Below are 14,836 nucleotides of genomic sequence, written 5' to 3'. Positions count from 1 at the left end.
ACGCTTTTATAAACGGAAGGATGACGTAATGCATGGCAATGGAAAAATTAATTGTGAAAGGTGCCAGAACCCACAATTTAAAAAATGTCGATGTCACCATTCCGAGAGATAAACTTGTTGTATTGACAGGACTTTCCGGGTCAGGAAAGTCCTCGCTCGCTTTTGATACGATTTATGCAGAAGGTCAGCGCCGCTATGTGGAATCACTATCGGCCTACGCAAGGCAGTTTCTCGGACAGATGGATAAACCCGATGTGGATACCATTGAAGGCTTGTCACCGGCAATTTCAATCGACCAAAAAACAACTAGCCGGAATCCTCGTTCGACTGTTGGAACGGTGACAGAAATCTACGATTATTTAAGATTGTTATTTGCCAGAGTCGGACATCCAACCTGTCCGATTCACCATATTGAAATCACCTCTCAAACCATTGAGCAGATGGTCGACCGTGTACTCGAATATCCTGAACGGACGAAAATGCAAATCCTCGCACCAGTGATTTCAGGGCGTAAAGGGCAGCATGTTAAGGTATTTGAAGACATTAAAAAGCAGGGCTTTGTCCGTGTCCGAGTGGACGGGGAAATGCTCGACCTGAGCGATGATATTGAACTTGATAAAAATAAAAAGCATTCGATTGAAGTGGTTGTTGACCGGATTGTCATTAAGGAAGGAATCGCCGCTCGTGTCGCCGACTCCATTGAAACTGCCTTGGGTCTTGGCGAAGGAAAGGTAATCGTCGATGTGATTGGCGAGGAAGAGCTTCTGTTCAGCGAAAACCACTCTTGCCCTCAATGCGGTTTTTCGATTGGGGAACTGGAGCCGCGGATGTTCTCATTTAACAGTCCGTTCGGAGCCTGCCCGCAATGTGACGGTTTGGGCTCAAAGCTTGAAGTTGATCTCGATTTGGTGATTCCAAATAAAGATTTGACCTTGAAGCAGCATGCGATTGCACCATGGGAACCGACAAGCTCACAATATTACCCGCAGCTGCTGGAAGCAGTCTGCAATCATTATGGTATTGATTTGGATATACCTGTAAAGGACCTTCCGGAACACCAACTTGAAAAAATTCTCTATGGCTCCGGGTCGGATAAAATTTACTTCCGCTACGAGAACGACTTCGGGCAGCTCCGCGAGGGCTATATCCAATTTGAAGGTGTCATCCGCAATGTCGAGCGCCGTTACAAGGAGACTAGCTCCGATTTTATCCGCGAGCAAATGGAAAAATACATGGGCCATCAGCCATGCCCAACTTGTAAAGGCTACCGTTTGAAGAAAGAAGCTCTGGCTGTTTTAATCAACGGCCGTCATATCTCACAAATAACCGAACTTGCCATTGATGAAGCGAAAGCCTTTTTCTCGAGCTTGCAGCTTTCCGAAAAAGAAGTGCAGATTTCCAGATTGATTTTACGAGAAATAGACGAGCGCATAGGCTTCCTGATCAATGTCGGCCTTGATTATCTGAATTTAAGCAGGCAGGCAGGAACCCTTTCAGGCGGCGAGGCCCAGCGGATTCGCTTGGCGACGCAAATCGGTTCGCGGCTGACAGGCGTGCTATATATCTTGGATGAACCGTCTATCGGGCTTCACCAGCGCGACAATGACCGGTTAATTGGAACGCTGCAAAATATGCGTGATATTGGCAACACGCTGATTGTCGTCGAGCATGATGAGGATACGATGATGGCGGCGGATTACTTGATTGATATTGGTCCGGGGGCCGGAGTGCACGGAGGTGAAGTCGTTTCCGCTGGGACGCCGGCAGAGGTGATGGCTGACCCCGATTCACTGACAGGTCAGTATTTGTCAGGGAAAAGGTTTATACCGCTGCCGCTTGAACGCCGCAAGCCGGATGGCCGCTATGTTGAAATCAAAGGAGCTGCCGAAAACAACTTAAAAAATGTCAACGTGAAGATTCCATTAGGCCAATTTATCGCCGTAACGGGCGTTTCCGGTTCCGGAAAAAGTACGCTTGTGAACGAAATCCTTCATAAGGCACTGGCTCAGAAGCTTAATCGCGCAAAAACGAAGCCAGGCCAGCACAAGAGTATTAAGGGTATAGAACATTTAGAAAAGGTCATCGATATCGACCAGTCACCAATCGGGCGGACGCCGCGCTCCAATCCAGCGACATACACCGGCGTGTTTGATGATATTCGCGATGTGTATGCATCCACAAACGAATCTAAAGTGCGTGGATACAAAAAGGGCCGCTTCAGCTTTAACGTAAAAGGCGGCCGCTGCGAAGCCTGCCGCGGCGACGGGATTATTAAAATCGAAATGCACTTTTTACCTGATGTTTATGTTCCTTGCGAGGTATGTCACGGTAAACGCTACAACCGTGAAACGCTCGAAGTAAAATATAAAGGGAAAAATATTTCTGAAGTTCTCGATATGACCGTTGAGGACGCAGTGAAATTTTTCGAAAACATTCCAAAAATCAGCCGCAAGCTCCAGACGATTTACGATGTGGGACTAGGTTACATGACACTTGGTCAGCCGGCAACGACGATGTCGGGAGGGGAAGCGCAGCGCGTCAAGCTTGCTTCTGAGCTCCACCGCCGTTCCAACGGCCGTTCATTCTATATCTTGGATGAGCCGACAACCGGCCTCCATGTAGACGACATTTCGCGTTTGCTTGTGGTGCTGCAGCGGTTAGTTGAGAATGGCGACACCGTATTGGTCATTGAGCATAACCTGGATGTTATCAAAACCGCCGATTACCTGATCGACCTCGGACCAGAAGGCGGCGACAAAGGCGGTACGATTGTCGCAACGGGAACGCCGGAAAAGGTTGCTGAAGTTCCGGAATCGTACACCGGAAAATACCTCAAGCCAATCCTTGAACGCGACCGATTAAGAATGAAGCAGGAAATTGAAGAAAAAAGTGCAATCAATGCATAGATAAGTTCTAGGAAGAGCCGGTACCGCTTCGGAAGTGGGACCGGCTCTTTTTTGGCCCGACATAATGCATTTTAATAGATGTTGTTGGCCCGGAATAGGCGTTTGGCGGACATTGGCAGATATGTTGTACAGTTCTAACGGGATATAATCGGGAATTCAGCGGATAACTCCCAAGTTTAACGGATAATCCCAGAAACTATATCCTGCATACTACCCGAAATTGAAACCAGCTCTCCCAAAAATTCGAAACCTTTCCCGGTCCAATCCGTAAATTAAGGATAAGGGGTGGTAGAGAAAATGGAATCTAGAAAAGTTCTCTCAAGTCTGTGCTATTTCAGCATTTTTTTCGCAGGATTTCTTTTTCCGTTGGTTGTTTATTTTGCATCGGGGGATGAAGTTACCAAAGGGCATGCCAAAAAATCATTGCTGTCGCATGTGCTGCCAGTCGTTTTAACGCCTTTGGCTGTTGTGGCTTTAGTCTTTGATTTTGCTAACTTTGAAAATCAATTCCCTTTTGTTTTTATTATTAGTCTAATTTTCCTTGCAATCATATGGGTTGTTGTGATCATATGGAACATTATAAAAGGCGTAAAGGTCTTAGTGACTGAATAATATTATGAAGAAAATATTAAACCTTAGAGGGTGAAAACTATGAAAGAGGAACGTACGCGAATATTAAAATTGGTCGAAGAGGGTAAGTTGTCAGTTGAGGAAGCCTTAACCTTGCTCGAAGAATTAGAGAAGGATCAAGTTACGATGGAGAAAAAGCAGGCGCAAATCCTAAATGAGCTATCAACGGCCGTTCACTTTGAGGAGGCAAAAAAGGATGACCCGGTTTTTGCGAAGTACCAATCTACAAAGGAAAAGATTTTTGAATTTGTTGATACTGCTTTGAAAAAAATAAAAGAGATTGATTTGGACCTGAACTTTGGCCATTCCATTGAAATCTCGCATATTTTTCACCATGGCAATGTGGAACTTAAGGATATGGATATTGATCTTGCGAATGGCTCCGTGAAACTCGTTGCTTGGGATCAGCCGGATGTTCGTGTGGAGTGCCGGGCAAAGGTTTATCGTGTTGACAATCAGGATCAGGCCCGCCAAAATTTTTTACGGGATGTTACATTTACCGTGGAGTCCCATAAGCTGAGCTTTTTAACCCAGCAAAAATGGATGAAGGTGGAAGCGATAATGTTCGTTCCCAAAACCCAGTATGATAAGGTACGGGTGAGGATCTTTAATGGCTCCATTTCGGGCGGTGAAATTAATGTAAATGATTTACGGGTGAAAACCGCAAATGGGAAAATTAAGCTTGAACAGCTTTCAGGGACGAAAGCAGAGATAGAAACAGCGAATGGAAAAATTAAGGTCAAGAACAGCCGCTTTGATGAGCTAGAGGCCGAGACGATAAATGGTGCGATAAAGCTTGATGGTGATTTTAAAAAGGCGGAGGCCCAATCCTTTAATGGGCATGTCAGCTTGAACTTGAGTGGTGACCGCTGCGAATGGATCCATGCTAAAACAACGTCAGGCCCAATTGATTTGTATGTTCCGGAGAGTCTGCCGGTAAATGGGGAGCTTAAGACCAATCTTGGCGGCTTTAACCTGAAACTTGTCGGTGTACAAATTTTAGAGGAAAAGAGTGAAATGATTCAAAAATCGCTTCGCTTCCAAACCGTCAACCATCCTGATAAAATGTTAAAAATATACGCGGACTCCAAATCGGGTTCGATTTCTTTGCAAAAATCGTTCGAATAATTGGGGCCTTTGCAAATATATTTTAATGAACAAGCTTTATTAATTTTTTTGAAATAGGAGTTTGGTTACATGAGATGGCTGATAGGATGTTTGATCAATGCAGTATTATTCATGGCGTTTGCCGGTTATTTTCATAATAGCTTATATCTAACAGGATTTTGGGCTGCGCTGCAGGCAAGTATCCTTTTGTCCATCTTAAATATATTAGTACGTCCATTATTAATCCTGTTAACTCTCCCGGTGACAGTCCTGACAATGGGGTTGTTCCTGTTCGTGATTAATGCAATGACGCTTGAGCTGACAGACTATTTGATGGGAGATGCTTTCGAAATCTTCGGCTTTAGAATGGCTCTCTTTTTCTCCCTGCTCATGTCGCTCATCAATATTATCCTGCAAAAAACGATAATGGATTCAGACAGAACTTCAAGGAAAAAATAAACGAAATGCCCGTCTCAAATCAGAGGACGGGCATTTTTATTGGCAATAAGAAGTTATAAAAATCCACAAATTATATTACTTCTTAACGGATAAATTCAACTGCGCCTCACGAACCGGCCTAACGGACTAGCCATTGGGCGAATTTCATTTAAGAGACATATTACATATTTAGACAACTAAAGTATGGTTTCGATTAAAAAAATGTTAAAATAGGAGGAAATGAATTTTTCGAAAAAATTTGTATTTCATTGATTGGAAATTTGAAGGAGGTAGCTTCCTTGGCGAAGGTCCGTACAAAAGATGTGTTAGAAAAATTTCAACTTGAATTGATTTGCGGGGAAGAAGGGATTAACCGCCCGATAACAATGAGTGATATTTCCCGGCCAGGAATCGAACTGGCCGGTTATTTTGAATATTACCCAGCAGAACGTATTCAGTTGTTGGGAATGACCGAATTATCATTTTTTGAGGAGCTTCCCGTAAGAGATAAGGCTTCCAGGATGGAACGCTTATGTACCGATATTACACCAGCTATTATCGTGACGAGAGGCCTGGGGGTCCCTCCAGAGCTAATCGAAGCGGCAGAGCGGGAATCGGTGCCTGTTCTAAGATCGCCTTTAAAGACGACCCGTTTTTCTAGCCGGCTGACCAACTATTTAGAAAGTAAATTGGCGCCAACCACAGCGGTTCATGGTGTATTGGTCGACATTTATGGTATCGGTGTTTTAATTACCGGAAAAAGCGGAGTCGGTAAAAGTGAAACAGCGTTGGAGCTTGTCAAGCGCGGACACCGTTTGGTTGCCGATGATTGCGTGGAAATTCGTCAGGAGGACCAGGATACATTGGTGGGAACGTCGCCTGAATTAATTGAGCATTTATTGGAGATTCGCGGACTAGGCATTATCAATGTGATGACGCTGTTTGGTGCTGGGGCAGTACGCAGCAATAAGCGCATTACGCTGGTTATCAACTTAGAAATATGGGATTCCAAAAAGCAGTATGACCGGCTCGGTTTGGATGAAGAAAAAATGAAAATCATTGACACGGAGGTAACAAAGCTGACTGTACCGGTTCGTCCCGGCCGGAACCTTGCCGTCATCATTGAAGTGGCAGCGATGAACTACCGGCTTAAACGAATGGGCGTCAATGCCGCTCAGCAATTTACCGATCGTTTATCCGATGTCATTGAAGATACTGAGCATTAGGAGAAGCAGTTTTATTCTGATTTCGAAGGGCTAAAAATTGACTTGCCGACTGGTTGGAGTGTCGATCGGCCCGTCAATGAACACAGGACGAGCCTAAACAGTTTGAATAGGAAGAGGAGATTTACAATGAACGAAAAGATACAGCCGCTTGACCCGATAGCCTTTTCGCTTGGCCCAATTCAGGTGCATTGGTACGGGATTATTATAGGCTCAGGCCTTGCTCTTGCGTTGTACCTGGCAATTCGTGAAGGAAACCGCCGCGGTCTGCCGAAGGATACGTTTGCCGATTTAATGCTTTGGGCGATTCCGATTGCCATCATTTCTGCCCGCATTTATTATGTTATTTTTGAATGGAACTATTACAAGAACCACCCGGCGGACATTCCGCAAATTTGGAACGGTGGCATTGCTATTCACGGTGCCTTGATTGGTTCCGTTCTGACAGCATACTTTTTTTCAAAAAAACGGGGGATTTCTTTTTGGAAAATTGCCGATATTGCAGCGCCGAGCATCATCCTTGGGCAGGCGATCGGGCGCTGGGGCAATTTCATGAACCAGGAGGCCCACGGCGGGGAAGTTACCCGCACATTCCTTGAAAACCTCCATTTACCGGAATTTATTATCAACCAAATGTACATTAATGGCGCGTATTATCATCCGACATTTTTATACGAATCGCTTTGGGACTTTGCCGGATTTATACTGTTAATGCTCCTTCGCCGCGTTAATTTCCGCCGGGGGGAATTGTTCTTAACGTATGTAATCTGGTACTCCATCGGCCGCTTCTTCGTCGAGGGCCTTCGTACTGACAGCTTAATGCTCGGCAGCCTTCGCATGGCACAAACCATTTCGATTGCTCTCATCATAGGCGCAGTTATCATTTTAATTTACAGGAGGAAAAAACAGCTGTCGAAAACAAGGTATTTGGAGCAGACAAACTAGGTTCTTAAAATTATTAGATAAAATGAAACAACATGTAAAACATAAAAGGGAGTTTTGGGGAAATGTTGTTCAATTCGATTAAAAACGGACTGCTGTCTGGCTTAAAGACCACTTGGACATTGGGGAAAATCATTTTTCCGGTTACTCTTATCGTCGCCGTGTTGCAGTATACACCTGTATTGCCATGGGTCATCAAGCTGATTTCTCCGCTGATGAAGCTTTTGGGACTCTCCGGAGATGCGGCGATTCCTCCTTTATGCGGCAATCGGAGCCATTTTGACCCTCGATTTTTCCGTGAAAGAAGTATTTATTTTAGCCGTGATGCTGTCCTTTTCGCACAACTTATTTATCGAATCCGGCGTTGCGATGAAAGCCGGCGTTAAGCTATGGGTTGTCCTCACTACAAGGCTGGGCTTGGCGATTATCTCCGCAGCGGTGATTAATCTTGTCTGGCATGGCGGCGCTGCCCCGGCAAAGTACGGCTTAATCGAAACGCAGGCTGGGCATCCATCAGGCTTGGGCGGAATTTTTTTACAAGCAATTGAAAAAGCGGGACTAGGCATCCTGCAGCTCGCGATGATTGTCATTCCGCTGATGGTGGTCATTCAAATTTTGAAGGATATTAACTGGCTGAAGAAATTCTCGAAAACGATGGCTCCTGTTACGAAAACGCTTGGCATGCAGGAGAATACCTCCACAACCATGGCTGCCGGACTCTTGTTTGGGCTGGCGTATGGTGCAGGTGTCATGATTCAAGCAGTAAAAGAGGACGGAGTCAGCCATAAAGACGTGACTCTTGCATTTATTTTTCTCGTCGCCTGCCACGCTGTTGTCGAGGATACGTTAATTTTTGTACCGTTAGGCATCCCGGTTTGGCCGTTGTTCTTGATCCGGCTGGGGGTTGCGATTATCTTAACCTTGATCGTCGGTACCATATGGCGGCGGTCAGGTTTACTAAGAAAGGAAGCGGCATCTTGAAAATTACTACAATCCTATTTGATTTAGATGGAACATTGATTGATACTAATGAATTAATTATCGCATCGTATTTGCACACGTTGGAAAAATTTTATCCAGGCAAGTATCAACGCGAGCATGTTTTGCCGTTCATGGGCCCGACTTTGAGTGAAGCGTTTAACACCGTAGACCCCGAGAGAGTAGACGATATGATTGCTGAGTACCGGGCTTTTAATGTTGCAAACCATGATGCTTTTGTAAAGGAATTCCCTGGTGTATTTGAAACAATCCAAGCTCTAAAGGAAAAGGGCTATAAGCTTGCGATCGTTACGACTAAACGTCTTGATGTGGCGATGATGGGGCTGCGCTTAACGAAGATGGATTCGTTTTTTGATACGGTCATTGCTTTGGACCATGTCACTAAGGTTAAGCCTGATCCAGAACCAATTTTGAAAGCATTGGAACAGCTTGGTTCGTCACCTTCTGAAGCGATGATGGTCGGCGATAATCTCCACGATATTTTAGGCGGAAAAAATGCCGGAGTGTTGACGGCAGGTGTAGCCTGGTCAGCTAAAGGCCGCGATCACATTGCCGAGCAAAATCCAGATTACATCTTAGAGGAAATGCCGGATTTATTAAAAATCCTTGATAAATAAAAAATCCTCGGAGAGTGAGAAGTATGAGGAAAACAACCCGCTACCCTGTCGAGGGCGCGAACTCCCTTTGGCAGGTATACAAAACGGTGTCTTTCTGGAAGGTTGCCAAAAATTTTATTGTTATTCAATTGGCGCGCTATACTCCTTTTATGAGTGTGAAAAACTGGCTGTATAGGACCTTTCTCGGCATGAAGGTAGGGGAAAAGACATCGTTTGCGCTGATGGTTATGCCGGATATCATGTTCCCGGAAAAAATCAGCGTCGGCCGTAACACGGTCATCGGTTTTAATACAACCCTCCTCGCCCACGAGTATTTGATTAAAGAATACCGCTTAGGTGATGTTATCATCGGGGACGAAGTGATGATTGGCGCCAACTCGCTTATCATGCCCGGGGTGACGATTGGCGATGGGGCCATTGTCTCGGCGGGTACGATGGTACATAAGGATGTTCCTCCCGGCTATTTTGTCGGGGGCAATCCAATGCAGGTCATTTATACAAAGGAGCAGCAGGCTGAGCGTTGGGCCAAGGATCCGATTTATGCAAAAATGAATAACTGATGGAAGTCTGGTCTCCAAAATTGGAGCCAGGCTTTTTTATAAAAAACGGTGATTGCGTGTAAAAAAAAGAATTTGGCGAGTAAAATCTTTATGATAAGGAAGCTTCTCGAATTTGGTGAATTAAACTAAAAATTTTGCGAATAATACATAAGATTCGGTGAATCAGCCAATACCCTCGTCAGAATTCCCACAAAAAGTCTTTATTTTCAATGTTTTTTCATTGACGAAAACCACGACTAGGTTTAAACTACATATAATTAACTTTAATTCTCTAATACATTAGCAGACTAAAGTGTTCGGAAAAGGATGGGTAAGATGAGCCGCTTGTTTATGTTTGAAAAACCTTTAGGGATGCGTGATTCGCTCCCAGAATTATATGAAAAAAAGCATCAAGTACGTTCCTCCATTGCGGAAACGATGAAGCTTTGGGGCTATCAATTTATTGAGACCCCAACTCTTGAATACTATGAAACCGTTGGCGCGGCATCGGCAATTCTCGATGCCCAGCTTTTTAAATTGCTTGACAAAGAGGGGCATACCCTCGTTCTAAGGCCGGAAATGACAACCCCGATTGCCCGCGTGGCAGCTTCCAAGTTATTAAATGAGGACCTGCCGGTTAGATTGGCGTACTCGGCAAACGTTTACCGGGCTCAACAGCGCGAAGGCGGGAGGCCCGCTGAATTCGAGCAGATTGGTGTCGAATACTTGAATGACAATACCGTCTCCTGCGACGGAGAAACGATCGCTTTATTAATATCTTCATTAAAAAAAGCAGGCCTGTCAGAATTTCAAGTCTCAATCGGACATGTCGGGTTTTCCCAGGAACTGTTCATGCAGATTCTTGGCACCAACGGAAGGGCAACAGCACTGAGAAAGTTTTTATATGAAAAGAATTATGTTGGCTATCGTGAAAGCGTACAGTCTTTCAACCTCTCTTCGATTGATAAACAAAGGCTCTTGAAGCTGCTTCAGCTAAGGGGCGGCGACGAGGTGATAGAATACGCCTTGGACGTTATTGAAAATGACAAAGGCAAGCAGGCAATCACAGAATTACAAGAGCTGTGGGATGTCATTAAGGATTATGGTGTCGAAGAGCATGTGAAGTTTGATTTTTCAATCGTCAGTCATATGAGCTACTATTCTGGCATTTTATTTGAGGTTTATGCCGGGAATGTCGGCTTTCCGATTGGCAACGGCGGGCGTTACAGCTTACTTGAGAAGTTTGGAAAAAATGCAACTGCAACAGGGTTTGCGGTTCGGCTTGATATGTTGCTCGAGGCGCTCGGAGGCGGACAAACGGAGAATACCGGGCATTGCATTTTGTTCAGTCAGGAACGGAGGAAGGAAGCCTTCGAGCTTGCCAGGAAAATGCATGAGGAAGGGACGAAAACGGTGCTTCAGGATATTACCGGTGTAAAAGACATAGACGCCTTCACGAAAAAATTTGCCGATACGACCTTTTTAATCGGAGGTGGACAGCGATGAAAGATGTATTGACGATTGCCATGCCAAAGGGCCGAATTTTTGAAGAAGCTGCGGAATTGCTCAGAAAAGCGGGCTATAAGCTGCCGCCTGAATTTGATGATTCCCGCAAACTAATTATCGATGTTGCCGAGGAAAACCTACGCTTCATTCTCGCAAAGCCAATGGATGTGGCTACCTATGTCGAGCACGGCGTTGCAGATATAGGCATTGCCGGAAAAGACGTTTTGCTCGAGGAAGAGCGGGACGTATACGAGCTGCTTGATTTAAAAATCAGTTACTGCTATTTAGCGGTTGCCGGTTTACCTGATACAAAAATGAACGAAGTGGCACCAAGAGTTGCGACAAAATATCCTAACGTGGCCGAAGCTTATTTCCGGGAGCAGGGGGAGCAAGTTGAAATCATTAAATTAAATGGTTCCATTGAACTTGCCCCGTTAATCGGTTTATCGGATAGGATTGTTGATATTGTTTCGACCGGTCGGACGTTAAAGGAAAATGGACTGGTTGAGTATGAAAGAATTGTCGACGTGACTTCACGGCTGGTTGTCAATCCGGTCAGCTACCGAATTAAGGATGCGCAGATTGACGATCTGGTTGCGCGTCTTCATGAAGTGGTGGGGGTTTTATAAATGAAAATTCAAAGAGTGCGAGACCTAGTTTCAATAAAAAGATCGATTGAGGCCGGGACCTCCGAGCAGCAGGAGATTGTAAAAGGGATTATTGCTGATGTCCGCAGCCGCGGCGATGAGGCATTAAGAGAATATACAGAGAAATTTGACCGTGTAAAGCTATCTTCTTTTTCTGTAACAGAAGAGGAAATTGAAGAAGCCTATGCGATGGTTGATGAACAATTTATTTTCATCGTTCGTGAGGCAGCGGAAAATATCCGTACATACCATGAAAAACAGCTGCGTCCTTCATGGATGACGACTGAGGAAAATGGCACTATTCTTGGACAGAAAATTACCCCGCTTGATTCTGTTGGCGTATATGTGCCGGGTGGAACGGCTGCTTACCCTTCATCGGTGCTGATGAACGTGGTACCAGCAAAGGTTGCGGGCGTGAAGAGGATTGTCATGGTTTCCCCACCGGATGTTGATGGGAAACTGCCTGCAGCGGTACTTGTCGCAGCAAAAGAAGCAGGAGCCGCGGAAATCTACAAGGCTGGTGGAGCCCAGGCAGTGGCGGCGCTAGCGTATGGAACGGAATCCATTCAATCGGTCGATAAAATTACCGGCCCTGGGAACATATATGTAGCGCTTGCCAAACGCGAGGTATTCGGCGATGTTGACATTGATATGATTGCTGGCCCAAGTGAGATTGCTATTTTAGCAGACGAAACAGCCAGGGCAGACGAGGTGGCAGCTGACCTGTTATCCCAGGCGGAGCACGACCCGCGGGCCTGCAGTGTATTGATAACACCGTCACAGAAGCTGGCTGAAGCGGTTGCAACAGAGGTTGAAAAACAGCTTGCTGTGCTGCCACGTAGAGAAATTGCCGCCCAATCAATTGCGGATTATGGAGTTATTTATGTTACGGAAAATATCGAAGAGGCGGTTGAAACGGTGAACCAGCTAGCGCCAGAACACCTTGAAGTTATGACAGCAAACGCAATGGAGCTGTTGGGGAAAATTCGTCATGCTGGAGCCATTTTTATCGGACGATATAGTTCTGAACCAGTTGGCGACTACTTTGCCGGACCGAATCATGTGCTGCCAACAAATGGGACAGCCCGCTTTTCGAGCCCGCTCAATGTCGATGATTTTCAAAAGAAATCCAGTGTGATTATTTATAGTGAAAAAGCGTTAAAGGCTAACGGTGCAAAAATTGCGGCATTTGCTAGAATGGAAGGGCTTGAAGCCCACGCTCGCGCAGTTGAGGCGAGACTAAAAAACGATAACTAGTGGGGTGAGCTCATGGAACGAGTTGCAAGAGTGGATAGAAAAACAAATGAAACGAATATTAAGCTGACGTTTGATGTGGATGGCGAAGGAAGTTCCAACCTGGAAACAGGGGTGCCATTCTTAAGCCATATGCTCGATTTGTTTACGAAACACGGACAATTTAATTTAACAGTGGATGCAAATGGTGATATTGAAGTCGATGACCATCACACGACAGAGGACATCGGAATTTGTCTGGGGCAGGCGCTTCGTGAAGCCCTTGGGGACAAACGTGGTATCAAACGTTACGGGAATGCTTTTGTTCCGATGGATGAAGCGTTAGCGCAGGTAGTGGTCGATCTTAGTAATCGCCCTCATTTGGAAATGCGTGCGGAGTTCCCTGGCCAGAAGGTGGGAACCTTCGATACCGAATTGGTTCATGAGTTTCTTTGGAAACTCGCCCTAGAGGCCCGGATGAATCTCCACGTCATTGTTCATTACGGAAAAAATACACACCACATGATTGAGGCTGTCTTCAAAGCACTCGGCCGGGCACTCGATGAAGCCACTACCATCGACCCGCGCATCAAAGGTGTTCCATCTACCAAAGGAATGTTGTAGATTCTAGAAAATTTGGGGAGTGACAGGCACCACTTGCCACTGCACCTGAAAGGATGTTTATATGATTGGTATTGTAGATTATGGCATGGGGAATTTATTTAGTGTCAGCAAGGCGCTGGAACGTCTAGGGGCAGATTATTTCATTTCAGCCAATCATACTGAATTGCTTGAGGCTGATGCCCTGATTTTACCTGGGGTTGGAGCCTTTCGTGATGCGATGGAGCGACTGCCTGCAGATACAATCAAGGAATTTGCTGCCACCGGAAAACCGCTTCTAGGTATTTGCCTTGGCATGCAGCTTTTGTTTGAAAACAGTGAGGAAAATGGTTTTACAGAGGGACTTGGGCTGCTGCCAGGCAGTGTCCGTCGTTTCCCTGGCCTCTCCGAAGACGGTGGACCTTACAAGGTTCCCCACATGGGCTGGAACCGGCTTGAATTTGTGAATGCCTCGCCGCTTACAAGCAATTTGGAAGAGGATTATGTTTACTTCGTTCATTCTTATTTTGTGAATGCGGAAAATTCCGAAGTCCTCATTGCCAAAGCTGAATATCATGAACAGGTTTCCGCTGTTGTCGGCCGCGATAACATTTTCGGAATGCAATTCCATCCCGAGAAAAGCAGTCGGCTTGGAATGGCCTTACTTGAGAATTTTTTAAAAATAGCAGTTGAAAGGAATGCGGTACGATGACATTCACCATTTATCCCGCAATTGACATGCGGGGCGGGAAATGTGTCCGCCTTCTGCAAGGCGATTACGACAAAGAAACAGTTTACGGCGATTCTCCATTTGACATGGCTCAGACCTTCGCGGCAGATGGCGCCGAATGGATCCATATGGTGGATCTAGACGGGGCAAAAGATGGCAAGCGGGTAAATGACCGTTTTGTAATTGAGGCGGCTCAGAAGCTCGCTAATGTAAAAGTCCAAATTGGCGGCGGTATTCGGTCCGAGACGGATATTGCCCATTATTTAGAGAATGGTGTGGACCGGGTTATTATTGGAAGCATTGCGATTTCCAATCCGGAGTTCGCGATTGATATGATTAAAAAGTTCGGCGGGCGGATTGCCGTTGGAATCGATGCGAAAAATGGCTATGTGGCTACACATGGTTGGCTCGACACTTCTGAAGTCAAGGCGGTCGAGCTTGGGAAACGCTTTGCGGATGCTGGGGCTGAGACTTTTATTTTTACCGATATTGCTACAGACGGAATGCTTTCTGGGCCCAATATTGCAGCTGTCAGCGAACTGGCCGAAGTAACTGGAAAATATGTTATTGCTTCAGGCGGAGTAAGCAGCCTAGCGGATTTACAGGCCCTATCAAGGGCAAAAGGCATCAGCGGGGCAATCGTTGGCAAGGCCCTTTATGAAAAAAGATTTACCTTAATAGAAGCTTTAAAAATTGGTCAGCTTTAGAACAAGGGCGGG

General features: G+C 45.6%; 14 protein-coding genes and 1 pseudogene. All 15 read left to right on the top strand.

Going from position 1 to position 14,836, the window contains the following annotated elements; genetic code table 11:
- Window positions 1–32: 32 nt before the first annotated feature.
- The 15 genes and pseudogenes from uvrA to hisA all read left to right on the top strand — a co-directional run bounded on the left by uvrA (window position 33) and on the right by hisA (window position 14,824).
- A complete protein-coding gene (uvrA, locus tag ACZ5AE_RS24850; protein ID WP_464567166.1) occupies window positions 33–2,906 on the top strand; it encodes an excinuclease ABC subunit UvrA in 2,874 nt (957 codons plus the stop codon).
- 297 nt (window positions 2,907–3,203) lie between these two features.
- Entirely contained in the window at window positions 3,204–3,518 is a 315-nt protein-coding gene (locus tag ACZ5AE_RS24845) for a magnetosome magnetite crystal formation protein family (protein ID WP_464567165.1), read from the top strand.
- A 39-nt stretch (window positions 3,519–3,557) separates the two neighbouring features.
- Complete coding sequence (locus ACZ5AE_RS24840; protein WP_464567164.1) at window positions 3,558–4,664, top strand: DUF4097 family beta strand repeat-containing protein; 1,107 nt, start codon at window positions 3,558–3,560, stop codon at window positions 4,662–4,664.
- A 69-nt stretch (window positions 4,665–4,733) separates the two neighbouring features.
- The gene (locus ACZ5AE_RS24835; RefSeq protein ID WP_464567163.1) at window positions 4,734–5,102 is read left to right on the top strand and encodes a phage holin family protein; all 369 of its coding nucleotides are present in this window, start codon (window positions 4,734–4,736) and stop codon (window positions 5,100–5,102) included.
- Window positions 5,103–5,380: 278 nt separating this feature from the next.
- The gene (gene hprK / locus ACZ5AE_RS24830; RefSeq protein WP_464567162.1) at window positions 5,381–6,307 is read left to right on the top strand and encodes an HPr(Ser) kinase/phosphatase; all 927 of its coding nucleotides are present in this window, start codon (window positions 5,381–5,383) and stop codon (window positions 6,305–6,307) included.
- Between the two features lie 126 nt (window positions 6,308–6,433).
- Window positions 6,434–7,249, top strand: a complete 816-nt coding sequence (gene lgt, locus ACZ5AE_RS24825) for a prolipoprotein diacylglyceryl transferase (protein ID WP_464567161.1) — start codon at window positions 6,434–6,436, stop codon at window positions 7,247–7,249.
- A 62-nt stretch (window positions 7,250–7,311) separates the two neighbouring features.
- Window positions 7,312–8,227: pseudogene (locus tag ACZ5AE_RS24820) on the top strand (nucleoside recognition domain-containing protein).
- Complete coding sequence (ppaX, locus tag ACZ5AE_RS24815; protein WP_464567160.1) at window positions 8,224–8,862, top strand: pyrophosphatase PpaX; 639 nt, start codon at window positions 8,224–8,226, stop codon at window positions 8,860–8,862. The pseudogene ACZ5AE_RS24820 and the gene ppaX overlap by 4 nt, the downstream one beginning before the upstream one ends.
- Before the next feature lie 23 nt (window positions 8,863–8,885).
- Entirely contained in the window at window positions 8,886–9,422 is a 537-nt protein-coding gene (locus ACZ5AE_RS24810; RefSeq protein ID WP_464567159.1) for an acyltransferase, read from the top strand.
- A 315-nt stretch (window positions 9,423–9,737) separates the two neighbouring features.
- The gene (locus ACZ5AE_RS24805; RefSeq protein WP_464567158.1) at window positions 9,738–10,907 is read left to right on the top strand and encodes an ATP phosphoribosyltransferase regulatory subunit; all 1,170 of its coding nucleotides are present in this window, start codon (window positions 9,738–9,740) and stop codon (window positions 10,905–10,907) included.
- Window positions 10,904–11,536 carry an ATP phosphoribosyltransferase gene (gene hisG, locus ACZ5AE_RS24800; RefSeq protein ID WP_464567157.1) on the top strand — a complete coding sequence of 211 codons (633 nt, stop codon included), beginning with the start codon at window positions 10,904–10,906 and terminating at the stop codon, window positions 11,534–11,536. Before ACZ5AE_RS24805 ends, hisG begins: the two co-directional genes overlap by 4 nt.
- A complete protein-coding gene (gene hisD, locus ACZ5AE_RS24795; protein ID WP_464567156.1) occupies window positions 11,537–12,811 on the top strand; it encodes a histidinol dehydrogenase in 1,275 nt (424 codons plus the stop codon). It begins immediately after the preceding gene.
- 12 nt (window positions 12,812–12,823) lie between these two features.
- Window positions 12,824–13,411 carry an imidazoleglycerol-phosphate dehydratase HisB gene (hisB, locus tag ACZ5AE_RS24790; RefSeq protein WP_213117719.1) on the top strand — a complete coding sequence of 196 codons (588 nt, stop codon included), beginning with the start codon at window positions 12,824–12,826 and terminating at the stop codon, window positions 13,409–13,411.
- A gap of 61 nt (window positions 13,412–13,472) precedes the next feature.
- Window positions 13,473–14,099, top strand: coding sequence for an imidazole glycerol phosphate synthase subunit HisH (gene hisH, locus ACZ5AE_RS24785; protein ID WP_464567155.1), 627 nt, complete (start codon window positions 13,473–13,475; stop codon window positions 14,097–14,099).
- Window positions 14,096–14,824 carry a 1-(5-phosphoribosyl)-5-[(5-phosphoribosylamino)methylideneamino]imidazole-4-carboxamide isomerase gene (gene hisA, locus ACZ5AE_RS24780; protein WP_464567154.1) on the top strand — a complete coding sequence of 243 codons (729 nt, stop codon included), beginning with the start codon at window positions 14,096–14,098 and terminating at the stop codon, window positions 14,822–14,824. Before hisH ends, hisA begins: the two co-directional genes overlap by 4 nt.
- The last annotated feature ends 12 nt before the right edge of the window (window positions 14,825–14,836 follow it).

The sequence above is a fragment of the Neobacillus sp. S1227 genome (genome assembly GCF_055385255.1).
Note: the sequence above shows the minus strand (reverse complement) of the source record. Positions and strands in the feature narration are given on the sequence as shown.